A 25,153-nucleotide genomic window follows, 5' to 3' on the forward strand; every position below is an offset into this window, starting at 1 on the left:
TTTACGATGTTTCAAAGCTGTAGTGGCGAAAGCGTCACGCTTTGAAATGAAGTAAACAGAAATTAACTAGCTCCCTTGCTTGTATATCAAAAGCGGGTAAAACGACACACGTGACCGGAATCGGGGGACGCCTGGTGATGGGGACGAGAAAAAAGGTAATGGGTGAAATGAAGGCTGGTTCAAGATTTTTGAACGCAGTATCGGCGGTTGCGCTGTCTGCAGGTATTGTTGCGTCGGGAGCGGGTGCAACAGTGTTCATCTCGGCTTCTGCTGCCGAGGCTGCAGTCATTCAGCGTGTTGACGTTCGTGGTGCAAACCGCGTCGGTGCCGAAGCTGTGCGGTCCAACCTCACGATCCAGCCCGGCAAGAGCTTCTCCAATACCGACATCGACGACTCCGTAAAGCAGCTCTACGACACGGGCTACTTCTCCGACGTCAAGATTTCCGTTTCCGGCAGCACGCTGGTGGTCAATGTTGAGGAAGCTCAGCTGATCAACCAGGTCGTGTTCAACGGCAACCGCAAGATCAAAGACGACAAGCTTTCCGCAGTCGTCAAGACACAGTCCTCCGGCGCCTACAACGAGACCCAGATCCAGGCTGACATTCAGTCGATCAAGGACGCCTACGCGGCGACCGGTCGCAGCGAAGTCGAAGTGACGACGCAGGTCGTTCCGCTCGGCCAGGGCCGTGTCAACCTCGCATTCGTCATCAATGAAGGCGACCGCACGAAGATCGATTCGATCAACTTTGTCGGCAACAACGCCTACAGCTCTGGCCGTCTCGCATCGGTCATCGCTACCAAGCGAAGCAACTTCCTGTCCTTCCTGACCCGCAAGGACGTCTACAGCGCCGACAAGCTGCACGCAGACGAAGAAGCGCTCCGTCAGTTCTACTACAACCGTGGTTACGCCGACTTCCGCATCGTGTCTTCGGACGCTGCGTTCGACGAGGCGACCAACAAGTACACGCTGACCTTCAACATCGAAGAAGGCCCGCGTTACGATTTCGGCGCTATTTCCGTTCAGTCCACCGTTCAGGGTATCGACGGCGCGCAGCTTCAGGGTCTCGTTCGCACCCATGAAGGTCAGGTGTACAACGCCAAGGAAGTTCAGAAGTCGATGGAAGCGATTTCGGATCAGGTGGCTTCGGCCGGCTATCCGTTCGCCCGTGTCACGCCCCGTGGCAACCGCGACCTGAACAACAACACCATCGGCGTCGAATACCTCGTCGATCAGGGCGAAAAGGCCTACGTCGAGCGTATCGAAATTCGCGGCAACAGCCGTACGCGTGACTACGTCATTCGTCGCGAGTTTGACATGAGCGAAGGTGACGCGTTCAATCAGCAGATGATCACCAAGGCGAAGCGTCGTCTTGAGGCCCTCGGCTACTTCTCGACCGTCAACATCTCGACCCAGCCTGGCAGCTCGCCGGACCGCGTTGTCGTCGTTGTCGATGTTCAGGATCAGGCGACCGGTTCGTTCGGTATCGGCGCGGGTTACGCTGCCGGCGGCGACGGCCTGCTGCTCGAAGCCTCGATCGAAGAAAAGAACTTCCTCGGACGTGGCCAGTACATCAAGGTGTCTGCCGGTGGTGGTCAGGAAGGTTCGCGTACCTACGGCCTGAACTTCACCGAGCCTTACTTCCTAGGCTATCGTCTGGCTGTCGGCTTCGACATCAACCACAGCGAGACGTCGAGCAACGACAACTACGACTACGAAGAAAACAACGTCGTTCTGCGCGCGACCGCGCCGATCACCGAAGATCTGGCGACGACGTTCCGCTATAACTACAAGCAGATGAAGTACGATCCGTCTGGTTCGCTCTCTGATCTGTCCTCGCCATACCAGGACCTCGTCAACAATAGCCCGTGGGTAAAGTCGTCTGTGTCGCAGACGCTGACCTACAACACGCTCGACGACATGGTTCTGCCGCGTGAAGGTATCTACGCCAGCCTGACGCACGAAATCGCCGGCCTCGGTGGTGACTCGCAGTTCTACAAGATCTACGGCAAGGCGCGCTATTACCACACGCTCGCTGACGACGCCGACATCATCGGATCGGTCGCCGGTTCCGCTGGTTACGTAGTCGGCTTCGGCAAGGATCTGCATGTCTTCGATCAGTTCACGCTGACGAACGGCGACATCCGCGGCTTCGAGAACAAGGGTATCGGCCCACGCGTTGGTGGCGGTCCGGATGATCCGCTCGGCGGCACGACCTACTTCACCGTTTCGGCTGAAGCATCGTTCCCGCTTCCGGCTTTCCCGCGTGACTTCGGTCTGCGCGGCGCGGTCTTCGCGGACGCCGGCACGCTCTTTGGCAACAAGGTCAATGTCAGCGGTTCGGAGTTCGTGAACGGCGAAGACGCTTCGCTGCGCGCTTCCGTCGGTGTCGGCATCGTCTGGAACTCGCCGTTCGGCGCTCTGCGCGTCGACTATGCGATCCCGGTCCTGAAGGAAGACTACGACAAGGTTCAGCACTTCAAGTTTGGCATCAACAACCAATTCTGATATCGGCAGTCCGGAACCGTAAAATCGAATTCCGTTCTGGAGATTTGCCGATGGAGCAAACCTATTTCTTTCCGCCCCATGACGGTGTGAAGCTCTCGGAGCTAGCGCAAATTCTTGGGGCGGAACTTGCCGACCCCAAACATGCCGACATCGTGATCCGTTCCGTTTCGCCCGTAAACCGGGCGAAAGCGGGCGATCTCTGTTACGTCATTTCCAAGAAGAGCAAGGACGAACTCGTGACATGCGAGGCGTCCGCGGTGTTGGTCAGTTCGGCATTGCAGTCGATTGTGCCGGCGCATGTGCCTGTTCTCGTGTCGAAAAACGCCCATGCGGCGTTCGCGATGGCTGGTGGGCTTCTCTATCCGAGCGCCCTAACACCTCAGCGTTTGCGCTCTGTGAGTGCTGATGTTTCCGATCGTGCGTCCGTCGATCCGACGGCGAGACTGGAAGCGAATGTCGAGATCGAGCCGTTTGCTGTAATCGGCGCTCATGCGGAGATCGGTGAGGGCACGCGTATCGGCGCCGGCGCCGTCATCGGACCGGGCGTCAAGATCGGCCGCGATTGCACGATCGCCAGCGGGGCCAGCATCCTGTGCTCCCTGGTCGGCAATCGCGTGATCATCCACAATGGTGCACGCATCGGTCAGGACGGCTTCGGCTACGCGCCGGGCCCTCGCGGCATGATCAAGATCGTTCAGATCGGCCGCGTCATCCTGCAGGATGACGTTGAGGTCGGTGCCAATACGACGATCGATCGCGGCACGATGGACGACACCGTGATTGGCGAAGGGACGAAGATCGATAACCTCGTCCAGATTGGCCACAATGTTCGCATCGGCCGTCATTGCGCCGTTGTCTCGCAGGTCGGCATCGCCGGAAGCGCCATTATCGGCGATGGCGTGCAGATCGGTGGTCATTCTGGTATTCGAGGCCATATAACAATTAACGACGGTGCCCAGATCGCTGCCATGAGCGGCGTAGTGTCCGACATCCCCGCCGGGGAGCGCTACGGCGGCATACCTGCACGGCCGGCGCATGACTTTTTGCGCGAAGTCGCGGCAGTCATGATGCGGACGACGGGGCCCAAGAAAACGGGAGAAAAGAATGGCTGAAGAAGTCAAGAAGTCGCTTTCCTCGGCTGACATCATCGAGATCATGAAGCTGCTGCCGCATCGCTATCCGTTCCTGTTGGTCGACAAGATCATCGACATCGACGGCGATGATTCCGCGATCGGCATCAAGAACGTGACGGCTAACGAACCGCATTTTACCGGGCACTTCCCGGAGCAGCCGATCATGCCAGGCGTCCTGCTGGTCGAAGGCATGGCCCAGACGGCGGGCGCGATCTGTGCGAAGAAAGAGGGCGAAAGCGGCAATCTGGTCTACTTCATGACCATCGACAACGCTCGTTTCCGCAAGCCTGTGGTTCCTGGCGACCGGGTGGAGTACCATGTCGTCAAGCAGAAGCAGCGCGGCAACATCTGGAAGTTCCACTGTGATGCGAAGGTTGACGGAGCGCTGGTCGCGGAAGCCGATATCGGCGCGATGATCGTGCGCAAGGATCAGGCATGAGCACGATCGCAGCCAGTGCCAGCATTCACCCGATGGCAGTCGTCGAAGACGGCGCCGTGATCGGCGAGAACGTCAAGATCGGTCCATTCTGCCACGTCGGCCCGCGGGTCGTGCTCGGCGATAACACCGAAATGCTCGCCCATTCGATTGTCAGCGGCATCACCACGCTCGGCAAGGGATGCCGCATTTTTCCGATGGCAGTCATCGGCGGCGATCCGCAGAGCGTCCATCATGGCGGCGAAGAGACGACGCTGACGGTCGGCGACAATTGCACGATGCGCGAAGGTGTGACGATCAACACGGGCACCGCCGATTTCGGTGGCAAGACAATCGTTGGCAACAACAACCTGTTTCTCGCCAATTCGCACATCGCCCATGATTGCCGCGTCGGCAACCACGTCATCATGTCGAACAACGTGATGCTGGCCGGTCATGTCGTGATCGAGGACCGCGTGATCCTCGGCGGCGGTTGCGCCGTGCATCAGTTCACCCGCGTTGGCCGTCATGCTTTCGTCGGCGGCCTCTCGGCCGTGAGCTACGACGTCATTCCGTATGGCATGCTGAACGGCAATCCCGGTCTGCTCGGCGGCCTCAACGTCGTCGGCATGACGCGTGCGGGCATTGATCGCGCCACGATCCATATCGTGCGCCGTGCCTACAAGGCGATCTTCGAAACCGAAGGCAATCTGCGCGACAACGCCGCCGCCATCCGCGAGGAATTCGCCGATTGCGAGCAGGTCGTCCAGATCCTCGACTTCATCGCCGCCGAAAGCGATCGCGCGCTCTCTTCTCCGACGCGGGGACAGAAGGGATAAACCTTGTCTCCAGCAAGTGACACGGCAAAAGGCCGCCTGGCGATCATCGCCGGCAGCGGCTTTCTGCCGTCCTATGTCGCCGAGGCCGCCAAGAGCGCCGGCGAAGACCCTCTCATCATCGCGCTGAAAAACGAGACCGACCGCTCCTGGGAAGGTTTCGAGCACGCCATTGTCGGCGTCGGCGATTTCGCCGCCATCGACGGCATGCTGGATAGCCATCGCATCGACCGCGTCGTCATGTCCGGCGCCGTGCGCAGGCGGCCGGAATGGCGCGAGGTTCGCCCGACGCTGAAGACGCTCGCAAGCATTCCCTCGACCATTCGCACGCTACTCTCAGGCGGAGACGATACCGTGCTGCGCATGGTGATCGGACTAATCGAGAAGAACGGTCGCCGCGTTATCGGCGTGCAGGAGATCGCACCGGATTTGCTTGCCGCCGTCGGTCCGCTCGGCGCCATTGCCCCATCAGCCGACGATGTCAAGGATATCGCCAAGGCGGGGTCGGCAGCCGACGCGCTCGGCCGCCTGGACGTCGGGCAGGGCGCCGTCTCTGTCGGTGGCCGCATCGTGGCGCTCGAAGGTGTCGAGGGCACAGACAGCATGTTGCAGCGGGTCGCCGATCTGCGCGCCGCCGGCCGCATTTCGGCGCGCCGCCGCGGCGTCCTCGTCAAGCTCTGCAAGCCGCAGCAGGATCTGCGCGCCGACCTGCCATCGATCGGCATCTCGACGATCGAGAATGCCAGCAAGGCCGGCCTGGCGGGCGTGGCGATCGAGGCCGGGCGCGCGCTGATCCTGGATCGTCCGGCCGTCATATCGGCGGCAAAGGAAGCCGGTATCTTCGTCTGCGGTCTGGATCGTGGATTGCCATCCTGGGGGCTTGAATGAACGTGCGTGCATTGAAGGTCGCGATCATCGCGGGCGAGGTCTCCGGTGATCTTCTGGCGGCCGACCTGATCGCCGCGCTGAAGCAGCAATATGCGGGCCCGGTGGAACTGATAGGAGTCGGTGGCGAGGGGCTGCAAGCGCAGGGCCTGACATCGCTGTTCGATTTCTCCGAGCTGTCGATCATGGGCATCACCCAGGTGCTCGCGAAGCTTCCTACGCTGGTCAAGCGCATCCGCCAGACCGCGGCGGCCGTCATCGCCGCCAAGCCCGACGTGCTCGTCATTGTCGACAGCCCTGATTTCACCCACCGCGTGGCCAAGCGCGTGCGCACGGCGCTGCCTGACCTACCAGTCGTCAACTACGTCTGTCCGAGTGTCTGGGCGTGGAAGGAATACCGTGCGCAGCGCATGCTGCCCTATGTCGACCATGTGCTCGCCGTGCTGCCCTTCGAGCCCGAGGTGATGCGCAAGCTGGGCGGGCCGCCGACAAGCTATGTCGGCCATCGCCTGACCGCTGACGTCGATGTTCTCGCGACCCGCAAGGCGAGGGCGGCAAGCAAGCCGCGCCCTGCGCATGAGCCGAAGACGATCATGCTTCTGCCAGGTTCGCGCGGATCCGAGATATCAAAACTCTTGCCCTATTTCGGCGACGCGGTGGCCGAGCTCTCCGCCCGCAACGAAGGCATGCGCTTTGTGCTGCCGACAGCGCCGCGCCGCGAGGCCATGGTGCGAGAGATCATCAAGGATTGGCCGGTCAAGCCCGAGGTGGTGACGGGCAAGGACGACAAGTGGAAAGCCTTCGCCGAGGCCGACGCCGCCATGGCTGCATCCGGCACTGTGATCCTGGAGCTGGGGCTTGCAGGCGTCCCCACCGTCTCAGCCTACAAGACCGACTGGATCATCAAGCTGATGACCGGCAAGATCAAGATCTGGACGGCGGCGATCCCGAACCTCGTGGCGGATTACGCTGTCGTTCCCGAATACATCAACGAAGTCGTGCGCGGCGCGAGTTTCACGCGCTGGGCCGAGAAGCTCTCATCCGACACCTTGCCGCGCCGCTCGATGATGGAGGGCTACGATCTCGTCTGGGAGCGGATGCAGACCGAAAAACCGCCCGGCGTTCATGCCGCGGAAATCGTACTTGATGTCCTGAAAAACAAAAAACCCGGTCAGAACTGACCGGGTTTCTTTTTAAGCCTCGATGCGTCGAGATTAACGCTTGGAAACCGGAACGTAGTCGCGCTGCGCTTCGCCGATGTAGAGCTGGCGCGGACGGCCGATACGCTGCTGCGGATCTTCGATCATTTCGTTCCACTGAGCGATCCAGCCGACGGTGCGGGCAAGGGCGAACAGAACGGTGAACATGGTCGTGGGGAAGCCAAGAGCCTTGAGCGTGATGCCCGAATAGAAGTCGATGTTCGGATAGAGCTTCTTCTCGATGAAGTATGGATCGGTCAGCGCGATGCGCTCCAGTTCCATGGCGACGTCGAGCAGTGGATCGTCCTTGATGCCGAGCTCGCCGAGCACTTCATGTGTGGTCTTCTGCATGATCTTGGCGCGCGGGTCGTAGTTCTTGTAGACGCGGTGGCCAAAGCCCATCAGGCGGAACGGATCGTTCTTGTCCTTGGCGCGGGCGATGTACTCTGGGATACGGTCAACCGTGCCGATTTCCTGCAGCATGTTGAGGGCTGCTTCGTTGGCGCCGCCGTGAGCAGGGCCCCAGAGGCAGGCAATGCCGGCCGCGATGCAGGCGAACGGGTTGGCACCCGAGGAGCCGGCGAGACGAACGGTCGAGGTCGAAGCGTTCTGCTCGTGGTCTGCGTGCAGGATGAAGATGCGGTCCATGGCGCGGGCAAGCACCGGATTGACCACATATTCCTCGCAAGGAACGGCAAAGCACATGCGCAGGAAGTTCGACGCGTAGTCGAGATCGTTCTTCGGGTAAACGAAGGGCTGGCCGATATGGTACTTGTAGGCCATGGCGGCGATCGTCGGCATCTTGGCGATCATACGCAGCGAAGCGACCATGCGCTGGTGCGGATCGGTGATGTCGGTGCTGTCGTGGTAGAAGGCCGACAGAGCGCCGACGCAGCCGCACATGACAGCCATCGGGTGCGCGTCGCGGCGGAAGCCGGTGAAGAAGCGGCTCATCTGCTCGTGCACCATGGTGTGGTGCGTCACGCGGTAATCGAAGTCTTTCTTCTGCGCGGCTGTCGGCAGTTCGCCGTAAAGCAGCAGATAGCAGACTTCGAGGAAGTCGCCCTGTTCGGCCAGCTGCTCGATCGGGTAACCGCGATGGAGCAGAACGCCCTCGTCGCCGTCGATATAGGTGATTTTCGATTCACAGGAAGCGGTCGAGGTGAAACCAGGATCGTACGTGAAGGAAGCCGTGTTCTTATAGAGGGCGCCGATATCGATGACGTCAGGTCCGATCGTGCCGCTCTTCACGGTAAGGTCGACTGTCTTGTCACCGAGTTTCAGTGTTGCGCTTTGATCCGTCATGCTGATCCTCCAAACTGGCGGTTGGCGCCTTAAAAGCGCCATAGGGTTAAGCGTCGTCTGCGATAGCTATATGATCGCGCGCCTAATGCCAAGTTACCGTGATGCCATTTTGTGCATCGCAGTATCAACTTTTAAGCACTCCAGCGATGTCGTCTCCGCATAGCGGAAGTCAATGATAAACCTGACATTTTTGATGGTTTTATTTCCCGTTTGAATTCAAACGATTATAGTTGCGTTTCGGTTCCGCGAGCTGCATTCTGACTGCAGGTCAGGGTGGCTTTCGGGTGTCGTTGCATGCCGGAGTTGAATGCCAGTCACGTCGTTTTGATACCACCCGAAGCGGCGCAAATTGCCAATTTGCCGGCCGTAACAGGGCGAAATGCCCGTGCCATAATGACGCGCGCGCCATTGACGCAGTCGACGTCAGGTTTTCTGAGTCGCGCGAGCCGCCAAATCCACCGCCAGGCCGCCGTCGCAGCACAAGCGTTCAGCACCGAATTCGGCCACGGCCGCTTTTTCCTGGCCTCACCCCTCTTCCTCGGCGCTGGCGCCATCGGCTGGTTTCGTCTTGCCGTCGATATCCCGCCCTCACGGCTCCTTGCCTGGGCTATCCTGTTTAGTCTCGTCTTCGTCGCGGCAGGCGCTGCGCGCGTTGCCACCCGCCGTGTGGCGATATCAGGCCTGCTTGTCGTCCTCGGCATGTTCGTGGCGCAACTCGAGACCTGGCGCGCTGATACCGTCGTTCTCGATACAGCGGTGACGACGACTGTAACCGGCCGCGTGGAACGGCGCGAGGGAGATGAAAATGGGCGCTGGCGCTATATCGTCAGGGTAACGCGCACGGACGAGCCGGGCCTCAAGCGTCCGCCGCAGCAGGTCTCGCTCGTCGCGCGTGCCGGCGAGCCCGTCCGGGTCGGTGGCTGGTTGACCGGTCGCGTGCGCCTGACGCCGCCGGCCGGACCGGCATTGCCCGAACTCAACGATTTCGCCTTCTCTGCCTATTTCGACGGCATCGGTGCCAACGGCTTCTTCTACGGCATTCCGCAGCCTGTCCCATCGCAGACGGATGTGGCTGATCTCTCAGCCGTCGATCGCGCCATGGAATGGCTCTACGGTTTGCGCAGCAGCATCGGCGACCGCATCCGGAGCATCCTGCCCGGCGATACCGGCGCCTTCGCAGCCTCGCTGGTCACCGACGAGAGACGTGCCATCTCCAACGAGACAACGGAGGCGCTGCGCCAGTCCGGCCTCGCGCATATCGTCGCGATCTCGGGTCTCAACATGGCGCTGTCGGCCGGTATCTGCTTTGTCGGGCTGCGGCTGTTCTTCGGCCTCTTCCCCGGCTTCGCGCAGGCCTACCCGACCAAGAAGCTCGCCGCCGGCAGCGCGCTTCTGGCGCTGACGGCCTATTACATGATCTCCGGCTTCGCCGTCTCCGCAGAGCGCGCCTTCATCATGATGGCGATCATGCTGGTCGCGGTGCTGTTCGATCGCCCCTCGATTAGCCTGCGCAACATCGCGCTCTCGGCGCTGCTGATCATCTTGATGTCCCCATCCGAGGTGCTGGGCCCCAGCTTCCAGATGTCATACGCCGCGACGCTCGCCTTGGTGGCAGGCTTTGCCGTCTGGATCAGAAGGCGACACCGCGAGAGCATCTTCCTCACGCATCCCGCGATAAAGCCGGTCATGATCACGTTCCGCTTCTTCGGCGGCATCGCGCTGACCTCGATGATCGGCGGTTTCTCGACGGCGTTGTTCTCGATCGAGCATTTTCACCGGCTGAGCGGCTACGGCCTTCCGGCAAACCTTCTCGCCATGCCCGTCATCTCCTTCATCGTCATGCCCTTCGGAATGCTTGCGATGTTGGCAACGCCATTTGGCCTGGATGCGCCGCTGTGGAGCGTCGCTGGCTTCGGGCTGGATCTGGTGATCGACATCGCCAAGATGGTGTCCGGCTGGGGCGGCAGTGTCGATATCGGGCGGATCCCGGAATGGTATTTCGCGATCGCCGTGCTCGGCCTCCTCGTCTGGGGGCTGATGCGCACACGCCTGCGATGGATCGGCGCTGCGGTTGCCGCGCTTGCAACGCTCGTCGTTGTCCTGTTCCCGGCCGCACCGGCGCCCGAACTCGTCGTCTCCGAGGAGGGAAGCCTCGTGGCATCAGTCACGGGCGACAGCCTCGCAAGCAACCGCGAACGGCCGCCCGACTTCATCTTCGGGCAATGGCAGCGCGCGCTCGCCATCGAAGACCACAAGCCGCCCGATATCCTCGACGGCGAGGTGTTGCCCGTGCCTAAAAGGGGCGAGCCAAGGCCGCGATTGACGCTGAACCAACAGCGCGAAACCCGCGCCATGATGCGCGATGCAGCGGCTTCCACAAACGACAGCGGTTTCAAGTGCCTCAAGACCGCATGGTGCGTGACGGCGCTCGGCAGCGGCTACATCATCGCGACGCTCGAAAACGCCGCCTATCTCGGTCCCGCCTGCGACGTGGCCGATATCGTCATCACGGCCGTCCGTCTGCGCCAAGCGACATGCCGCTCCGGCGCTATGCTATTCACCGGCGAAACCCTTGGGCGGTCAGGCGCCGTCGAAATCCGTATCGACGAGCAGGGAACCCCCGTCGTCAAGACCGCCTATGAAAGCCTCGGCCGTCCCTGGATGCGCCATCGCGCCTATGATTGGCGCAACGACAGCTTTAGCGATGGCTCGTCACCAACTAGTGACGTCACCACTCAGTGATACCGGCGAATAAGCCCGACGAGCTTGCCCTGAACCTTGACGCGGTCAGGCCCGAAAATGCGGGTCTCATAAGCCGGGTTGGCGGCTTCGAGCGCGATCGACGCGCCCTTGCGGCGGAAGCGCTTCAGCGTTGCCTCTTCATCATCGACAAGCGCCACGACGATATCGCCGGGATTGGCGGTGTTGCCGTTGCGGATGATGACGGTGTCGCCGTCGAAAATGCCGGCCTCGATCATCGAGTCGCCCTTGACCTCGAGCGCATAATGCTCGCCGGAGCCGATCATGTCGGCGGGGACGGTGATGTCGTGCGTGTTGTTCTGAATTGCAGAGATAGGCACACCGGCGGCGATGCGGCCCATGACGGGAACGGAAACCGAGTTGCCGTTGTCGGCGCTAGGCGCGGCCTTCGGGGCAGGGGCTGCGGCCACCGGCTGCGGCTTGCCGAGGCTGCCCTCGATGACGCTCGGCGAAAAGCCGCGTCGCGGCTGCAGGCTTGGATTATAGGCTTCCGGCAGCTTGATGACCTCAAGCGCGCGCGCCCGGTTTGGAAGCCGGCGAATGAAGCCGCGCTCTTCCAGAGCGGTGATCAGCCGGTGAATGCCGGATTTTGATGCGAGATCGAGTGCATCCTTCATTTCGTCGAAGGATGGCGGAACGCCCGACTCTTTCATCCGCTCATGAATGAACAGAAGCAGTTCTTGTTGCTTGCGTGTCAGCATCGAAATGAACCCCAGAGTCGTGAAACAAAGCCAGAACGGACACTATATGTTCCATATGTGTTCCGCAAGTGCCTAAATTTTCGTAAAACTTGGCTCGGAATCGTCGCGATTTTGCACTTCATTCGATTAAACCGCGCTCGCCTCTTGCATTGTGGCGAAAGCCAGCGCACATCTCTGCCGATCTCGGGAGGATTTGCCGATGAGTGACCCCCATCCTCTGGACCACGTGGTGCTGCCGGTCGTCAACATCGAGATGGCGCGCGAGCGCCTGGGCAAGCTCGGTTTCACCGTTGCCGCCGATGCGCGGCATCCATTCGGCACCGAGAATGCCTGCGTCTTCTTCGCCGACAAAACCTATCTAGAGCCGCTCGGCGTCGCCAGCCTTGAGGCCTATGAGGCGGCCATAGGAGACGGCAACGTCTTCACCGCTCGCGACCGCGCCTTTCGCTTCCGCTGCGGTGACGACGGCCTGTCGGCGATCGTTTTCGGCACGCCGGATGCTGATGGCGATCACGCCCGCTTTACTGCCGATGGCATGAGCGGCGGCGAGATGCTGCAATTCGCCCGGCAGATGAAAATGCCGGACGGTTCCGAGGCGACCGCGGCGTTCCGCCTGGCTTTCGCGGCCGATCTGCGCGCACCCGATTTCTTCCTCTTCGCCTGCCAGCGCGTCAACCCGCTGCCAAGCGACCGCAAGGCCTTGGAAACGCATGCGAACGGTGTGTTGGGCATCCTGTCGATCGTGCTGTCGTCATCCGACCCCAAGGCGTTCGCGCCGCTGTTGCAGCTGGCGTCGGATGCGCAGGCGACCCGCGAGGAGGCGTTCGGTGTTAGCCTGGATGCCGGCAACGCCCGTATCAATATCCTGTCCCCGGATGGCTTGAACGCTTACTACGATCTCGCCGAGCCCAAGGCCGATCGCGGCCTGCGCGGCGCGGCGATTGTCTTTTCCGTTGCCGATCTCGCCGTGACAGAGGCGCATTTGGCTGCTAACGGGATCACCTATACACGCAAGAACAATCGAATTCTGGTGAAGGCCGCACCCGGCCAGGGCGCGCTCTTCGCCTTCGAGGAGAAACGATGACTGAAACCAATTCCGAAGTGGCCGTCGGCGAAGGCACCGGCCGTGTGGTGTTTTCCAACACCGGCAAGCTGTCGCTGATCGCAGGCCCCTGCCAGATGGAAAGCCGCGACCATGCCTTCATGATCGCCGGCACGCTGAAGGAGCTCTGCGACAAGCTCGGCATCGGCCTTGTCTACAAGTCCTCCTTCGACAAGGCCAACCGCACATCACTGTCGGCCCAGCGCGGCATCGGGCTTGAAACGGCGCTCGAAGTGTTCGCCGATCTGAAGAAGGAATACGGCTTCCCCGTTCTCACCGACATCCACACCGAAGAGCAGTGCGCCGAAGTCGCCACTGTCGTCGACGTGCTGCAGATTCCGGCCTTCCTTAGCCGGCAGACGGACCTGCTGGTCGCCGCCGCAAAGACCGGCCGCGCCATCAACGTCAAGAAGGGCCAGTTCCTGGCGCCCTGGGACATGAAGAACGTGCTGGCCAAGCTGAATGCCAGCGGCAACCCGAACATCATGCTGTGCGAACGCGGCGCTTCCTTCGGCTACAACACGCTGGTCTCCGACATGCGCTCGCTCCCCATCATGGAAGCCATGGGCGCGCCCGTTGTTTTCGATGCGACCCATTCGGTGCAGCAGCCGGGCGGGCAGGGTGGCTCCAGTGGCGGCCAGCGCGAATTCGTGGAAACGCTGGCGCGTGCGGCTGTCGCCGTCGGTGTCGCCGGTGTGTTCGTCGAGACGCACGAAGATCCCGACAATGCGCCGTCGGATGGCCCGAACATGGTCTATCTCAAGGACATGCCGCGCCTGCTTGAGAAGCTTCTGGCCTTCGACGCCATCGCCAAGGGCTGACGTTCAAAAGACTGACACGTTCGTGTATTAGGCCACCGAAGAACAATGTGGAGGAGCATGCGCAAAAGGGTCCCAAACTGCCCCAAACCGGCATTGTAATTTGCGCATCTTCGATTAAAGACGAATTTCAAACGATTTATCCACCCCTCAAGCAGAGAAGAGCCGATGACCGCTATTACCGATATTATCGCCCGCGAGATTCTCGACAGCCGTGGTAATCCCACCGTCGAAGTCGATGTCTATCTCGAAGATGGCAGCATGGGCCGCGCCGCCGTTCCGTCGGGCGCATCGACCGGCGCGCACGAAGCCGTCGAACTCCGCGATGGTGGCAAGCGTTATCTCGGCAAGGGTGTCGAAAAGGCCGTCGAAGCCGCCAACACGGAAATCTTCGACGCCATCGGCGGCATCGACGCTGAAAACCAGATCCAGATCGACAACATCATGATCGAGCTGGACGGCACGCCGAACAAGTCGCGCCTCGGCGCCAACGCTATCCTCGGCGTTTCGCTCGCTGTCGCCAAGGCTGCCGCTGAAGCTGCCGGCCTGCCGCTCTATCGCTACGTTGGTGGCGCCTCCGCTCACTTGCTGCCGGTTCCGATGATGAACATCATCAACGGCGGCGCGCATGCCGACAACCCGATCGACTTTCAGGAATTCATGATCCTGCCGGTTGGCGCTGATTCCATCCGCGAAGCTGTTCGCATGGGCTCGGAAGTCTTCCACACGCTCCGCAAGGAACTGGCAGCTCAGGGTCACAACACCAACGTTGGCGACGAAGGCGGCTTCGCACCGGGCCTGAAGAGCGCTCCTGAAGCCCTCGACTTCATCATGAAGTCGATCGAGAAAGCCGGCTACAAGCCTGGCGAAGACATCCACCTCGGCCTCGACTGCGCCTCGACCGAATTCTTCAAGGACGGCAAGTACGTTCTGGAAGGCGAAGGCCGCACGTTGGAGCCGGGCGCAATGGCCGAGTACCTGGCACAGCTCGCTGCCCAGTACCCGATCATCTCGATCGAAGACGGCATGGCGGAAGACGACTGGGATGGCTGGAAGGCTCTGACGGATCTGGCCGGCAAGAAGGTTCAGCTGGTCGGCGACGATCTCTTCGTCACCAACTCTGCTCGCCTGCGCGACGGCATCAAGATGGGCGTCGCCAACTCGATCCTCGTCAAGGTCAACCAGATCGGTTCGCTGACGGAAACGCTCGACGCCGTCAACACCGCGCACAAGGCAGCCTACACCGCCGTGATGTCGCACCGTTCGGGCGAAACCGAAGACAGCACGATCGCCGATCTCGCTGTCGCGACCAACTGCGGTCAGATCAAGACCGGTTCGCTGTCGCGTTCGGATCGTCTTGCCAAGTACAACCAGCTGATCCGCATCGAAGAAGGCCTCGGCCCGCAGGCCCAGTACGCCGGCCGTTCGATCCTTCGCGGCTAATCGCCCGAATTCAAGAGTCTGGCTGAAATCAAGCATTTGGAACCCGCGCCCCAACCGGCGCGGGTTTTTTCTTGCGCCGCGTTCATAGTCAACGGACGGTTAATCTCTGCCCGGTAGTCTTCTGGTCAAGGGTAATGCGTTTCGAGAATGCGTGTATGTGGACCAAGCATCATAAGAAGAAAAAGATCGGCCGTTTCGTCATTCCGGCGATGACTGTCGCGTTTCTCTCCTACTTCGGCTACCATTGCATCCATGGCGACTACGGCCTGCGCGCGACGGAAGTGTTCGAGCGCCAGCGCGTCGCGCGCGAAAGGGAGCTCGCCGTCCTTAAAAATAAGCGCGAGCACCTTGAAAAGCAGGTAGCGCTCCTAAGTGATGGTTCCATGGATAAGGACATGCTGGACGAGAAGGCCCGTCTTCAGCTAAACTTCTCACGCGCCGACGAGATCGTCATATTCAATCACTATTCGAATTAACCGAATTCAGGTTAATCGAGATAAATTGATATTTATCAACAGCTTACGCCAGAATATGAGCCATGCATTTATGGCATTGCTGTGGCGAAATTTCTTCCCTATGGTGCGCACCACCCAAGAACCGATAAACCCATAGGGAGGGTTGAATGGCTCCGCGAAAAAACGCGACCGTTTCCAGCCGTAAGACAAGCGCAAAGCCTGCAGCCAAGGCATCGAATGGTGGCCCGGTGGCCGATTTCGATCGTGACGAAGAGCTCAAGGCCTATCGCGAAATGCTGCTCATCCGCCGTTTCGAAGAGAAGGCGGGCCAGCTTTACGGCATGGGCTTCATCGGCGGTTTCTGTCACCTTTATATCGGCCAGGAAGCTGTCGTCGTCGGCATGCAGATGGCGCAGAAGGAAGGTGACCAGGTCATCACCGCTTACCGCGACCACGGTCACATGCTGGCAACTGGCATGACCGCGCGCGGCGTCATGGCCGAGCTGACCGGCCGCATCGACGGCTACTCCCGTGGCAAGGGCGGCTCGATGCACATGTTCTCCAAGGAGAAGCATTTCTACGGCGGTCACGGCATCGTCGGCGCCCAGGTGTCGCTCGGCACCGGTCTCGCCTTCGCCAACCGCTACCGTGGCAATGACAGCGTCTCGATCGCCTATTTCGGCGACGGCGCTGCCAACCAGGGCCAGGTCTACGAGAGCTTCAACATGGCTGCTCTCTGGAAGCTCCCGATCATCTACATCATCGAGAACAACCGTTACGCCATGGGCACGTCCACGGCTCGCGCCACGGCGCAGTCGAATTACTCGCTGCGCGGCTCCGGCTTCGGAATCCCCGGCGTCCAGGTCGACGGCATGGATGTTCGCGCCGTCAAGGCTGCTGCCGATGAGGCGCTCGAACATTGCCGTTCCGGCAAGGGTCCGATCATTCTCGAAATGCTGACCTATCGCTATCGCGGCCACTCCATGTCCGACCCGGCCAAGTATCGCTCCAAGGAAGAAGTGCAGAAGATGCGCTCCGAGCAGGATCCGATCGAACAGGTCAAGGCACGCCTCATCGAAAAGGGCTGGGCCAGCGAGGACGATCTCAAGGCGGTCGACAAGGACGTTCGCGACATCGTTGCCGATAGCGCCGACTTCGCCCAGGCCGCACCGGAGCCGGATGCATCCGAGCTCTACACCGACATTCTGCTGTAATCGGGGAGGGTAGACCCATGCCAATCGATATTCTCATGCCCGCCCTCTCTCCGACGATGGAAGAAGGCACGCTGTCCAAGTGGCTGAAGCAGGAAGGTGACAAGGTCACCTCCGGCGACATCATTGCCGAAATCGAAACCGACAAGGCGACGATGGAAGTCGAAGCCGTCGACGAAGGCGTCATCGGCAAGCTGCTCGTTGCCGCCGGCACCGAAGGCGTCAAGGTAAACGCCAAGATCGCTGTTCTCCTGCAGGACGGCGAATCCGCATCCGACATCTCGGCTGCACCTGCTGCTGCCGCGCCGGCCGCCGCCGAGGCGCCGAAGGCCGCTGAAGCGCCTGCCGCTGCTGCCGCTCCGGTTCCGGCCGAGCCCAAGGCTCAGGTTCCGAACGATCCTGAAATCCCCGCCGGCACCGAAATGGTCTCCATGACCGTTCGCGAAGCGCTTCGCGACGCCATGGCCGAGGAAATGCGCGCCGACGACAACGTCTTCGTCATGGGCGAGGAAGTGGCCGAATACCAGGGCGCCTACAAGGTGACCCAGGGCCTGCTGCAGGAATTCGGCGCACGCCGCGTCATCGACACCCCGATCACCGAGCACGGCTTTGCCGGCGTCGGCGTTGGTGCCGCGATGTCCGGCCTGAAGCCGATCGTCGAATTCATGACCTTCAACTTCGCCATGCAGGCGATCGACCAGATCATCAACTCCGCTGCCAAGACGCTCTACATGTCCGGCGGCCAGATGGGTGCTCCGATCGTGTTCCGTGGCCCGAACGGTGCGGCTGCCCGCGTTGGCGCCCAGCACAGCCAGGATTACTCGGCCTGGTACAGCCAGATCCCGGGCCTCAAGGTTGTCATGCCCTACACGGCATCCGACGCCAAGGGCCTGCTCAAGGCTGCTATCCGCGATCCGAACCCGGTCGTCTTCCTTGAAAACGAAATCCTCTACGGTCAGCACTTCGACGTGCCGAAGATGGACGACTTCGTTCTTCCGATCGGCAAGGCCCGCATCCACCGTCAGGGCAAGGACGTCACGATCGTTTCCTTCGGTATCGGCATGACCTATGCCACCAAGGCCGTCGCCGAACTCGAAAAGATCGGCATCGACGTCGAACTGATCGACCTTCGCACGCTGCGTCCGATGGACCTGCCGACCGTGATCGAATCGGTCAAGAAGACCGGCCGTCTCGTCACCGTCGAGGAAGGCTACCCGCAGAACTCGGTCGGCACCGAAATCGCCACCCGCGTCATGCAGCAGGCTTTCGATTACCTCGATGCGCCGGTTCTGACGATCGCCGGCAAGGACGTTCCGATGCCTTACGCCGCCAACCTCGAAAAGCTTGCGCTGCCAAGCGTCGACGAAGTCGTCCAGGCTGTGAAAGCCGTCTGCTACAAGTAACAAGGGAAGGGTATTTCGATGCCTATCAACATCACGATGCCTGCCCTGTCTCCGACCATGGAAGAGGGCAACCTCGCCAAGTGGCTGGTCAAGGAAGGCGATACGGTTAAGTCTGGCGATGTCATCGCCGAGATCGAAACCGACAAGGCGACGATGGAAGTCGAAGCGGTCGACGAAGGTGTCGTCGCCAAGCTCGTCGTCCCCGCCGGCACCGAAGGCGTCAAGGTCAATGCCTTGATCGCCGTTCTGGCTGCTGATGGCGAAGATGTCGCTGCCGCTGCAAGCGGCGCTGGCTCCGCTGCTCCGGCACCGAAGGCTGCTGAAGCGCCGAAGGCCGAGACAAAGACTGAAGCTGCTCCGGCTCCGGCCGCAGCCCCCGCGGCCGCTCCTGCACCAGCAGCAGCGCCTGCCGCTGCTTCCACGGGCAACCGGACCTTCTCCTCGCCGCTCGCGCGTCGTCTGGCGAAGGAAGCCGGTATCGATCTGTCGGCTGTTGCTGGCTCCGGCCCGCATGGCCGCGTCGTCAAGAGCGACGTCGAGGCCGCCGTCGCTGGTGGTGGTGCAAAGGCTGCATCTGCCGCTGCTCCGCAGGCTGCCGCATCGACTCCGGCCGCCGCGCCGAAGGGCGCATCCGACGAGACCGTTCTCAAGCTGTTCGAACCGGGTTCCTACGAACTCGTGCCGCATGACGGCATGCGCAAGGTCATTGCCAAGCGCCTGGTCGAATCCAAGCAGACCGTGCCGCACTTCTACGTCACCGTCGATTGCGAGCTCGATGCGCTGCTGGCGCTGCGCGCCCAGCTCAACGACGCCGCTCCCCGCAAGGAGGGCGCGCCGGCCTACAAGCTGTCGGTCAACGACATGGTCATCAAGGCCATGGCGCTTGCGCTGCGCGACGTTCCGGATGCCAACGTCTCCTGGACGGAAGCGAACATGGTCAAGCACAAGCACGCCGATGTCGGCGTTGCTGTCTCGATCCCGGGCGGCCTGATCACCCCGATCATCCGCAAAGCCGAGGAAAAGACCCTGTCGGCCATCTCCAACGAGATGCGCGACCTCGGCAAGCGTGCCAAGGACCGCAAGCTGAAGCCCGAGGAATATCAGGGCGGCACCTCGTCGGTCTCCAACATGGGCATGATGGGCGTCAAGCACTTCGCCGCCGTCATCAACCCGCCGCACGCAACGATCCTTGCGGTCGGCGCGGGCGAGCAGCGCCCGGTCGTCAAGAACGGTCAGCTGGCGGTCGCAACCGTGATGACCGTCACACTGTCGACCGACCATCGCTGCGTTGATGGCGCATTGGGCGCGGAGTTGCTGCAGGCGTTCAAGGGCTACATCGAAAACCCGATGGGCATGCTCGTCTGATCAAACGGCGGAGGCGGAAATGACGAAGACCGTTCTTTGCTATGGTGACAGCCTGACCTGGGGTTATGACGCCGCTTCCGTCGGTCGTCATGAGTACAAGGATCGTTGGCCGAGTGCGCTTCAGGCTGCACTCGGCAACGAGGTCCGGGTCATCGCCGAAGGATTGAATGGGCGTACCACCGCCTTCGACGACCATCTGGCCGATTGCGACCGCAACGGCGCCCGCATCCTGCCGACCATCCTGCAGACGCATGCGCCGCTCGATCTCGTCATTCTTCTCCTCGGCACCAACGACATGAAGAATGTCGTGGCCGGATCTGCCTTCGCCGCCTGCCAGGGCATAGCCCGGCTGGTCAGGCTGATCCGCAACCACGCCTGGCCGTTCGATTTCGACGTGCCGGATATCCTGATCGTCGCGCCACCGAGGATCTGCGAAACGGCAAACGTGCCCTTCGCGGCCTCCTTCATCGGCGGCATCGAGGAATCGGCGATGCTGGCGACGCTCTATCGGGATCTCGCCGACGAACTCGGCTGCGGTTTCTTCGACGGCAATTCGGTCGCCAAGACGACGCCACTCGACGGCATCCATCTTGATGCCGAAAATACCCGCGCTCTCGGGCGCGGCATGGAATCGACCGTGCGGATGATGTTGGGGCTTTGACGGTGGCGTCTTTCGTGACGCTGCGTCCCGCCACACGGGATGACGCGGCCGAACTGGCGATCCTCTCGGACATTGCCTCGCATGGCTTCGCCTCCTGGCTCTGGCTGGGTGAGCTCGGCGGCACCGGAAGCGATACGCCGATGGAGCTTGGCCGGCTGAATATGCGTCAGGACGAAGGCTACGGCACATGGCGCCACGCGGTGCTGGCCGAAGCCTACGGAGAGACGGCGGGCGCGGCGATCGGCTACGCGCTGGGCGAGGACGTAAAGAATATGGAGGTCGACCGCGTGGCTTTGCAGCCGGTGATCGACCTGCAGAAGATGGTTGTAGGCAGCTGGTTCATTGCAACGCTCGGCGTCTATAGCCATCTGCGCGGCATCGGGATCGGCAGGGAAATACTGATGGATCAGATCGACAGGGCAGGGACGCTGCCGGTCAGTCTGATCACCGCAAGTGACAATGAAGCGGCTCTGTCGCTTTACAAGAAGAATGGATTTTCGGAAGCGGCGCGCCAGAAGGCGATGTCTCTTTTCGAAAGCAGCAGGAAACACGAGTGGGTGCTTCTCACCCGCGACGCCCGATAACAAAGGCAGGAAAACATGGCTGAGAATTACGACGTCATCATCATCGGCTCGGGTCCCGGCGGCTATGTGGCCGCTGTGCGCGCCAGCCAGCTCGGTCTCAAGACGGCGATCGTCGAGCGCGAGCACCTGGGCGGCATCTGCCTGAACTGGGGCTGCATCCCGACCAAGGCGCTGCTGCGCTCGGCCGAGGTGCTCGATCACGCCAGCCACGCCAAGGACTACGGCCTCGTTCTCGAAGGCAAGATGAGCGCCGATGTGAAGGCTGTTGTCGCCCGCTCGCGCGGTGTCTCCGCGCGTCTCAATGGTGGCGTCGGCTTCCTGATGAAGAAGAACAAGGTCGATGTGATCTGGGGCGAAGCCAAGATCACCAAGCCGGGCGAGATCGTCGTCGGCAAGTCCTCCAAGCCCGTCGTCGAGCCGCAGAACCCGGTTCCGAAGAACGTCAAGGGCGAGGGCACCTACAACGCCAAGCACATCATCATCGCAACCGGCGCCCGCCCGCGCGCGCTGCCGGGCATCGAGCCGGATGGCAAGCTGATTTGGACCTATTTCGAAGCGATGAAGCCGGCTGCCCTGCCGAAGTCGCTGATCGTCATGGGCTCCGGCGCCATCGGCATCGAGTTCGCAAGCTTCTACCGCTCGATGGGCGTCGACGTCACCGTCGTCGAAGTCATGCCGACCATCATGCCGGTCGAGGACGTCGAAGTCACCGCGATCGCGCGCAAGCAGCTTGAGAAGCGCGGCATGAAGATCCTGACCAGCGCCAAGATCACCAAGGTTGAAAAGGCCGCAGATAGCCTGACCGCGCACGTCGAGACGGCTGACGGCAAGGTCCAGCAGATCACCGCCGATCGCATGATCTCGGCCGTAGGTGTCCAGGGCAACATCGAAAATCTCGGCCTCGAAGCCGTCGGCGTCAAGACCGACCGCGGCTGTGTCGTCATCGACGGCTACGGCAAGACGAATGTTGCCGGCATCTACGCTATCGGCGACGTCGCCGGCCCGCCGATGCTTGCCCACAAGGCCGAACACGAAGGCGTCGTCTGCGTCGAAAAGATCGCCGGCCTGCCGAACGTTCACGCCACCGACAAGGGCAAGGTGCCGGGCTGCACCTACTGCCACCCGCAGGTCGCCTCCGTCGGTCTGACCGAAGCCAAGGCCAAGGAAGCCGGCCGCGATATCCGCGTTGGTCGCTTCTCCTTTGCCGCCAACGGCAAGGCGATCGCGCTCGGCGAAGACCAGGGTCTCTGCAAGGTGATCTTCGACAGGAAGACCGGCGAGCTGCTCGGCGCGCACATGGTCGGCGCCGAAGTCACCGAACTCATCCAGGGCTTCGTGGTCGCCATGAACCTGGAGACGACCGAAGAAGAACTGATGCACACCATCTTCCCGCATCCGACGGTTTCTGAAACCATGAAGGAAGCGGTTCTTGATGCTTACGGTCGTGTCCTCAACGCTTGATAATTTTCTTCGCCGCTCTCTATGACGGATTGAACCACGTTCAATTGCGGACTGGAAAAAGCGAAAGGAAATCATCATGTCTATGGGTACGCAGGCACTGCTCATCTTCCTCCTGATCGGTCTGGTCGCGGGCTTCCTCGCCAGCCTGATCGTTGGCGGAGGCGGATTGATACGGTGCCTGCTCAGCGGCATCATCGGCGCGTTCGTCGGAGGCTTTCTCTTCAACGCGCTGGGGATCAACCTGGGCATAGACAGCGCCATCGTGGTGCAGATCATTCACGCCACCGTCGGCGCCATCATCGTGGTGTTGATCGCAAGGGCGATAGCTTGAGGGGATAGGACCGGATGGAAGGTGTGGGCTGGATTACGGCGATCATCGTCGGCGGCTTGGCGGGGTGGCTCGCGGGCATTTTGATGGGCATACGCTTCGGCGTCTTGATGAACATCGTCATCGGCATCGTGGGTGCCGTCATCGCCAGCGCGATCTTCAACCGCGCCGGGATCTATGTCGCCAGCGGTTGGCTGGGTTACCTTGTCACGGGTTTCATCGGCTCTTGTATCTTGCTATTTCTGGCAAAACTCGTCAGACGCTGACGAAAGAGGCCGTTTCGGCGGTTTGAAGGCAGGTTATTGATGGTAACTATTCTCGACAGGATCAATCCAAACGCTGAAAAGCGCGTGCGGCACCCGGAAAAGGCGCATCGCCCGGATACCGAGGTCATGCGCAAGCCGGACTGGATCCGCGTCAAGGCGCCGACCTCCAAGGGCTACGCCGAAACCCGCTCGATCGTGAAGGAGCACAAGCTCGTCACCGTCTGCGAGGAAGCCGGCTGCCCGAATATCGGCGAGTGCTGGGACAAGAAGCACGCCACCTTCATGATCATGGGCGAGATCTGTACGCGCGCCTGTTCCTTCTGCAACGTCGCGACCGGCAAGCCGAACGCGCTCGACATGGCCGAGCCCGAGAGCGTGGCGAAGGCCGTCAAGGAGATGGGCCTCAGCCACGTGGTCATCACGTCAGTCGACCGCGACGATCTGGAAGACGGCGGCGCCGAGCACTTCGAAAAGGTGATCTGGGCGATCCGCGCCGCGTCTCCGACGACCACGATCGAAATCCTGACGCCTGACTTCCTGAAAAAGCCCGGTGCGCTGGAGCGCGTCGTCGCCGCCAAGCCCGACGTCTTCAACCACAACATGGAAACCGTTCCGGGCAACTATCTGACGGTGCGCCCGGGCGCCCGCTACTTCCACTCCGTTCGGCTGCTGCAGCGGGTGAAGGAACTGGACCCGACCATGTTCACCAAGTCGGGCATCATGGTTGGCCTCGGCGAGGAGCGCAACGAAGTGCTGCAGCTGATGGACGACCTGCGCGTCGCCGACGTCGACTTCCTGACGATCGGCCAGTACCTGCAGCCCACCCGCAAGCACCACGCGGTCATGAGCTACGTTACGCCCGAGGAATTCAAGTCCTACGAGACGGTCGCCTACACCAAGGGCTTCCTCATGGTCGCCTCCAGCCCGCTGACCCGCTCCTCGCACCACGCCGGCGACGACTTCGCCCGCCTGCGCGCTGCGCGTGAGAAGAAGCTGCTGGTGGCTGCGGAGTAATCAGCCTAACGACGATATATTGATATCCGTATCGTTTTCCGATACGGATATCGCATGATCGTTGGCTTTCGCAACAAGCAGACTGAAGGCCTTTTCCTGCGACGCGATGCTCGCCATTTCCCGGCGGATGTCGTTGAGCGGGCACGACGGAAGTTGATGGCACTCGACGCTGCGATAAGCCTTGATGATTTGCGTGTTCCGCCAAGCAATCGTCTTGAAGCCTTGAAGGGTAGCCGAGCCGGCCAGCATTCCATCCGTGTCAACGATCAGTGGCGCATATGCTTCGTCTGGAAAGACGGCAATGCGGATCATGTCGAATTCTGCGACTACCATTAGGAGATGCGGATGCAGATCATTCCTGTCGACCCCATCCATCCCGGTGAAATCCTCAAGGAGGATTTTCTGAAGGAATACGGCATCTCCGCCTACAAGGCGGCGGAGGATATGGGAATTCCACGCACGCGGATCGAACGTGTCCTGCGCGGCGAAAACGGCATTACCGCAGACACGGCGTTGCGTTTGTCCCGCTATTTCAACAATAGCCCGGAATTCTGGCTCAATCTGCAGCGCACCTATGACCTTGCGGTCGCACGACGGGCCGCCGGCGATCTCAGCGGGATTACACCCGTCCAGGCGGCCTGATCTTCCCCGCAATCAGACAAGAGGCCACCGTGTTGCAACAACCGAAGCATCGGCTGAACCTCACCGATCTCGGTGAGGCCGCCGAATTCCTGAAGCGCGCCGACCGCATCGTCATCTTCGGCTCGTCAGGTGGCGGCAAGAGCACGCTGGCGCAGAATCTCGCGCGCATTCTCGGCGTCCGCTACGTCTCCATGGACCGCGAGGTCTTCTGGCTGCCGGGGTGGGTGTCGAGGCCGAGGCCTGAACAGCGCGAGATCATCGCCAGGATCGTCGCCGAGGACCGCTGGATCATCGACGGCAACAATCCAAGAACGCTCGATCTCAGGCTGCCGCGTGCCGATGTGATCCTGTGGGTGAGGGTGTCGCGCTGGCTCTGCCTATGGAGCATCTTCAAGCGCGGCATCGTCTATCGCGGCAGGACGCGCCCCGACATGGCCCCGGGATGCCTGGAACAATGGCCGGACCGGGAGTTCATGTCCTATGTCTGGAATTTCGAGAGGGACGACGTGCCCGAATTCATGGAAGGCATCCGCCTGCATGGGCCTGACGTCCCGCTTGTCGAATTGAGGAGCAGGGCGCATATGGCACGGCTGCTTCAGCGCCTCGAAGCCATCGGCTAGGATGACAGCCTGATTCGGTCTTTGCTTGCGGGAGGGGAA

At 61.2% G+C, this 25,153-nt stretch carries 25 protein-coding genes; 23 read left to right on the plus strand and 2 right to left on the minus strand.

Annotated elements, in window-relative coordinates; all coding sequences use genetic code 11:
- The first annotated feature begins 167 nt into the window (after positions 1-167).
- The 6 genes from bamA to lpxB are packed head-to-tail and all read left to right on the plus strand — an operon-like array spanning position 168 to position 6,957.
- A complete protein-coding gene (bamA, locus tag J5286_RS10840; protein WP_209190393.1) occupies positions 168-2,507 on the plus strand; it encodes an outer membrane protein assembly factor BamA in 2,340 nt (779 codons plus the stop codon).
- A 50-nt stretch (positions 2,508-2,557) separates the two neighbouring features.
- Complete coding sequence (gene lpxD / locus J5286_RS10845; protein WP_209190348.1) at positions 2,558-3,619, plus strand: UDP-3-O-(3-hydroxymyristoyl)glucosamine N-acyltransferase; 1,062 nt, start codon at positions 2,558-2,560, stop codon at positions 3,617-3,619.
- Positions 3,612-4,079 (plus strand): 3-hydroxyacyl-ACP dehydratase FabZ, encoded by a 468-nt coding sequence (gene fabZ, locus J5286_RS10850; protein ID WP_047510230.1) that lies wholly within the window; start codon positions 3,612-3,614, stop codon positions 4,077-4,079. Before lpxD ends, fabZ begins: the two co-directional genes overlap by 8 nt.
- The gene (gene lpxA / locus J5286_RS10855; RefSeq protein ID WP_018900000.1) at positions 4,076-4,894 is read left to right on the plus strand and encodes an acyl-ACP--UDP-N-acetylglucosamine O-acyltransferase; all 819 of its coding nucleotides are present in this window, start codon (positions 4,076-4,078) and stop codon (positions 4,892-4,894) included. Before fabZ ends, lpxA begins: the two co-directional genes overlap by 4 nt.
- A 3-nt stretch (positions 4,895-4,897) precedes the next feature.
- Positions 4,898-5,779 (plus strand): LpxI family protein, encoded by an 882-nt coding sequence (locus J5286_RS10860; protein ID WP_209190349.1) that lies wholly within the window; start codon positions 4,898-4,900, stop codon positions 5,777-5,779.
- A complete protein-coding gene (gene lpxB, locus J5286_RS10865; protein ID WP_209190350.1) occupies positions 5,776-6,957 on the plus strand; it encodes a lipid-A-disaccharide synthase in 1,182 nt (393 codons plus the stop codon). Before J5286_RS10860 ends, lpxB begins: the two co-directional genes overlap by 4 nt.
- 33 nt (positions 6,958-6,990) lie before the next feature.
- On the opposite strand, the gene gltA is transcribed toward lpxB, so the two are convergent.
- Positions 6,991-8,280 (minus strand): citrate synthase, encoded by a 1,290-nt coding sequence (gene gltA / locus J5286_RS10870; RefSeq protein WP_209190351.1) that lies wholly within the window; start codon positions 8,278-8,280, stop codon positions 6,991-6,993.
- Positions 8,281-8,574: 294 nt separating this feature from the next.
- On the opposite strand from gltA, the gene J5286_RS10875 reads away from it, so the two are divergent.
- Positions 8,575-11,022, plus strand: a complete 2,448-nt coding sequence (locus J5286_RS10875; protein WP_449089385.1) for a ComEC/Rec2 family competence protein — start codon at positions 8,575-8,577, stop codon at positions 11,020-11,022.
- Here the strand turns inward: J5286_RS10875 and lexA are convergent.
- The gene (gene lexA / locus J5286_RS10880) at positions 11,016-11,741 is read right to left on the minus strand and encodes a transcriptional repressor LexA (protein WP_209190353.1); all 726 of its coding nucleotides are present in this window, start codon (positions 11,739-11,741) and stop codon (positions 11,016-11,018) included. The two genes, J5286_RS10875 and lexA, sit on opposite strands and share 7 nt — an antisense overlap.
- A gap of 199 nt (positions 11,742-11,940) precedes the next feature.
- Here lexA and J5286_RS10885 point away from each other — a divergent pair, with 199 nt between their 5' ends.
- The 16 genes from J5286_RS10885 to J5286_RS10960 all read left to right on the plus strand — a co-directional run bounded on the left by J5286_RS10885 (position 11,941) and on the right by J5286_RS10960 (position 25,114).
- Positions 11,941-12,825, plus strand: a complete 885-nt coding sequence (locus J5286_RS10885) for a VOC family protein (RefSeq protein ID WP_209190354.1) — start codon at positions 11,941-11,943, stop codon at positions 12,823-12,825.
- Positions 12,822-13,664, plus strand: coding sequence for a 3-deoxy-8-phosphooctulonate synthase (gene kdsA / locus J5286_RS10890; protein ID WP_018899993.1), 843 nt, complete (start codon positions 12,822-12,824; stop codon positions 13,662-13,664). The genes J5286_RS10885 and kdsA overlap by 4 nt, the downstream gene beginning before the upstream one ends.
- Positions 13,665-13,829: 165 nt before the next feature.
- The gene (eno, locus tag J5286_RS10895; RefSeq protein ID WP_065694334.1) at positions 13,830-15,104 is read left to right on the plus strand and encodes a phosphopyruvate hydratase; all 1,275 of its coding nucleotides are present in this window, start codon (positions 13,830-13,832) and stop codon (positions 15,102-15,104) included.
- A 155-nt stretch (positions 15,105-15,259) separates the two neighbouring features.
- Positions 15,260-15,580, plus strand: a complete 321-nt coding sequence (locus tag J5286_RS10900) for an FtsB family cell division protein (RefSeq protein WP_209190394.1) — start codon at positions 15,260-15,262, stop codon at positions 15,578-15,580.
- 146 nt (positions 15,581-15,726) lie between these two features.
- Positions 15,727-16,773 carry a pyruvate dehydrogenase (acetyl-transferring) E1 component subunit alpha gene (gene pdhA / locus J5286_RS10905; RefSeq protein WP_018899990.1) on the plus strand — a complete coding sequence of 349 codons (1,047 nt, stop codon included), beginning with the start codon at positions 15,727-15,729 and terminating at the stop codon, positions 16,771-16,773.
- Between the two features lie 17 nt (positions 16,774-16,790).
- Positions 16,791-18,173, plus strand: a complete 1,383-nt coding sequence (locus J5286_RS10910; protein ID WP_037178027.1) for a pyruvate dehydrogenase complex E1 component subunit beta — start codon at positions 16,791-16,793, stop codon at positions 18,171-18,173.
- 18 nt (positions 18,174-18,191) lie between these two features.
- Positions 18,192-19,538, plus strand: a complete 1,347-nt coding sequence (locus J5286_RS10915) for a pyruvate dehydrogenase complex dihydrolipoamide acetyltransferase (RefSeq protein WP_209190355.1) — start codon at positions 18,192-18,194, stop codon at positions 19,536-19,538.
- A gap of 19 nt (positions 19,539-19,557) precedes the next feature.
- On the plus strand, positions 19,558-20,199 hold the full coding sequence (locus J5286_RS10920) for an SGNH/GDSL hydrolase family protein (protein WP_113012001.1): 642 nt from the start codon (positions 19,558-19,560) through the stop codon (positions 20,197-20,199).
- Between the two features lie 2 nt (positions 20,200-20,201).
- Positions 20,202-20,783 carry a GNAT family N-acetyltransferase gene (locus J5286_RS10925; protein ID WP_209190356.1) on the plus strand — a complete coding sequence of 194 codons (582 nt, stop codon included), beginning with the start codon at positions 20,202-20,204 and terminating at the stop codon, positions 20,781-20,783.
- Positions 20,784-20,798: 15 nt separating this feature from the next.
- A complete protein-coding gene (gene lpdA / locus J5286_RS10930; RefSeq protein ID WP_209190357.1) occupies positions 20,799-22,244 on the plus strand; it encodes a dihydrolipoyl dehydrogenase in 1,446 nt (481 codons plus the stop codon).
- Between the two features lie 76 nt (positions 22,245-22,320).
- Complete coding sequence (locus tag J5286_RS10935; protein WP_047510255.1) at positions 22,321-22,575, plus strand: GlsB/YeaQ/YmgE family stress response membrane protein; 255 nt, start codon at positions 22,321-22,323, stop codon at positions 22,573-22,575.
- A gap of 14 nt (positions 22,576-22,589) precedes the next feature.
- Positions 22,590-22,838, plus strand: coding sequence for a GlsB/YeaQ/YmgE family stress response membrane protein (locus J5286_RS10940; protein ID WP_209190358.1), 249 nt, complete (start codon positions 22,590-22,592; stop codon positions 22,836-22,838).
- A gap of 39 nt (positions 22,839-22,877) precedes the next feature.
- Complete coding sequence (gene lipA, locus J5286_RS10945; RefSeq protein ID WP_037178038.1) at positions 22,878-23,852, plus strand: lipoyl synthase; 975 nt, start codon at positions 22,878-22,880, stop codon at positions 23,850-23,852.
- Positions 23,853-23,906: 54 nt separating this feature from the next.
- Positions 23,907-24,188: a type II toxin-antitoxin system RelE/ParE family toxin gene (locus J5286_RS10950; RefSeq protein ID WP_209190359.1), complete on the plus strand. Its 282-nt coding sequence runs from the start codon at positions 23,907-23,909 to the stop codon at positions 24,186-24,188.
- A gap of 9 nt (positions 24,189-24,197) precedes the next feature.
- Positions 24,198-24,494 (plus strand): HigA family addiction module antitoxin, encoded by a 297-nt coding sequence (locus J5286_RS10955; protein ID WP_037178042.1) that lies wholly within the window; start codon positions 24,198-24,200, stop codon positions 24,492-24,494.
- A gap of 32 nt (positions 24,495-24,526) precedes the next feature.
- Complete coding sequence (locus J5286_RS10960; protein ID WP_209190395.1) at positions 24,527-25,114, plus strand: P-loop NTPase family protein; 588 nt, start codon at positions 24,527-24,529, stop codon at positions 25,112-25,114.
- Positions 25,115-25,153: the final 39 nt, after the last annotated feature.

The sequence above is a fragment of the Rhizobium sp. 16-488-2b genome, from assembly GCF_017741815.1.
Lineage (GTDB): Bacteria > Pseudomonadota > Alphaproteobacteria > Rhizobiales > Rhizobiaceae > Rhizobium.

What these genes read in the sequence shown, in the direction of transcription:
- bamA (WP_209190393.1), top strand. Translation starts at nt 168, where the DNA reads ATGAAGGCTGGTTCAAGATTTTTGAACGCAGTATCGGCGGTTGCGCTG.
- lpxD (WP_209190348.1), top strand. Translation starts at nt 2,558, where the DNA reads ATGGAGCAAACCTATTTCTTTCCGCCCCATGACGGTGTGAAGCTCTCG.
- fabZ (WP_047510230.1), top strand. Translation starts at nt 3,612, where the DNA reads ATGGCTGAAGAAGTCAAGAAGTCGCTTTCCTCGGCTGACATCATCGAG.
- lpxA (WP_018900000.1), top strand. Translation starts at nt 4,076, where the DNA reads ATGAGCACGATCGCAGCCAGTGCCAGCATTCACCCGATGGCAGTCGTC.
- lpxB (WP_209190350.1), top strand. Translation starts at nt 5,776, where the DNA reads ATGAACGTGCGTGCATTGAAGGTCGCGATCATCGCGGGCGAGGTCTCC.
- gltA (WP_209190351.1), bottom strand. Translation starts at nt 8,280, where the DNA reads ATGACGGATCAAAGCGCAACACTGAAACTCGGTGACAAGACAGTCGAC.
- J5286_RS10875 (WP_449089385.1), top strand. Translation starts at nt 8,575, where the DNA reads ATGCCGGAGTTGAATGCCAGTCACGTCGTTTTGATACCACCCGAAGCG.
- lexA (WP_209190353.1), bottom strand. Translation starts at nt 11,741, where the DNA reads ATGCTGACACGCAAGCAACAAGAACTGCTTCTGTTCATTCATGAGCGG.
- J5286_RS10885 (WP_209190354.1), top strand. Translation starts at nt 11,941, where the DNA reads ATGAGTGACCCCCATCCTCTGGACCACGTGGTGCTGCCGGTCGTCAAC.
- kdsA (WP_018899993.1), top strand. Translation starts at nt 12,822, where the DNA reads ATGACTGAAACCAATTCCGAAGTGGCCGTCGGCGAAGGCACCGGCCGT.
- eno (WP_065694334.1), top strand. Translation starts at nt 13,830, where the DNA reads ATGACCGCTATTACCGATATTATCGCCCGCGAGATTCTCGACAGCCGT.
- J5286_RS10900 (WP_209190394.1), top strand. Translation starts at nt 15,260, where the DNA reads ATGTGGACCAAGCATCATAAGAAGAAAAAGATCGGCCGTTTCGTCATT.
- pdhA (WP_018899990.1), top strand. Translation starts at nt 15,727, where the DNA reads ATGGCTCCGCGAAAAAACGCGACCGTTTCCAGCCGTAAGACAAGCGCA.
- J5286_RS10910 (WP_037178027.1), top strand. Translation starts at nt 16,791, where the DNA reads ATGCCAATCGATATTCTCATGCCCGCCCTCTCTCCGACGATGGAAGAA.
- J5286_RS10915 (WP_209190355.1), top strand. Translation starts at nt 18,192, where the DNA reads ATGCCTATCAACATCACGATGCCTGCCCTGTCTCCGACCATGGAAGAG.
- J5286_RS10920 (WP_113012001.1), top strand. Translation starts at nt 19,558, where the DNA reads ATGACGAAGACCGTTCTTTGCTATGGTGACAGCCTGACCTGGGGTTAT.
- lpdA (WP_209190357.1), top strand. Translation starts at nt 20,799, where the DNA reads ATGGCTGAGAATTACGACGTCATCATCATCGGCTCGGGTCCCGGCGGC.
- J5286_RS10935 (WP_047510255.1), top strand. Translation starts at nt 22,321, where the DNA reads ATGTCTATGGGTACGCAGGCACTGCTCATCTTCCTCCTGATCGGTCTG.
- J5286_RS10940 (WP_209190358.1), top strand. Translation starts at nt 22,590, where the DNA reads ATGGAAGGTGTGGGCTGGATTACGGCGATCATCGTCGGCGGCTTGGCG.
- lipA (WP_037178038.1), top strand. Translation starts at nt 22,878, where the DNA reads ATGGTAACTATTCTCGACAGGATCAATCCAAACGCTGAAAAGCGCGTG.
- J5286_RS10950 (WP_209190359.1), top strand. Translation starts at nt 23,907, where the DNA reads ATGATCGTTGGCTTTCGCAACAAGCAGACTGAAGGCCTTTTCCTGCGA.
- J5286_RS10955 (WP_037178042.1), top strand. Translation starts at nt 24,198, where the DNA reads ATGCAGATCATTCCTGTCGACCCCATCCATCCCGGTGAAATCCTCAAG.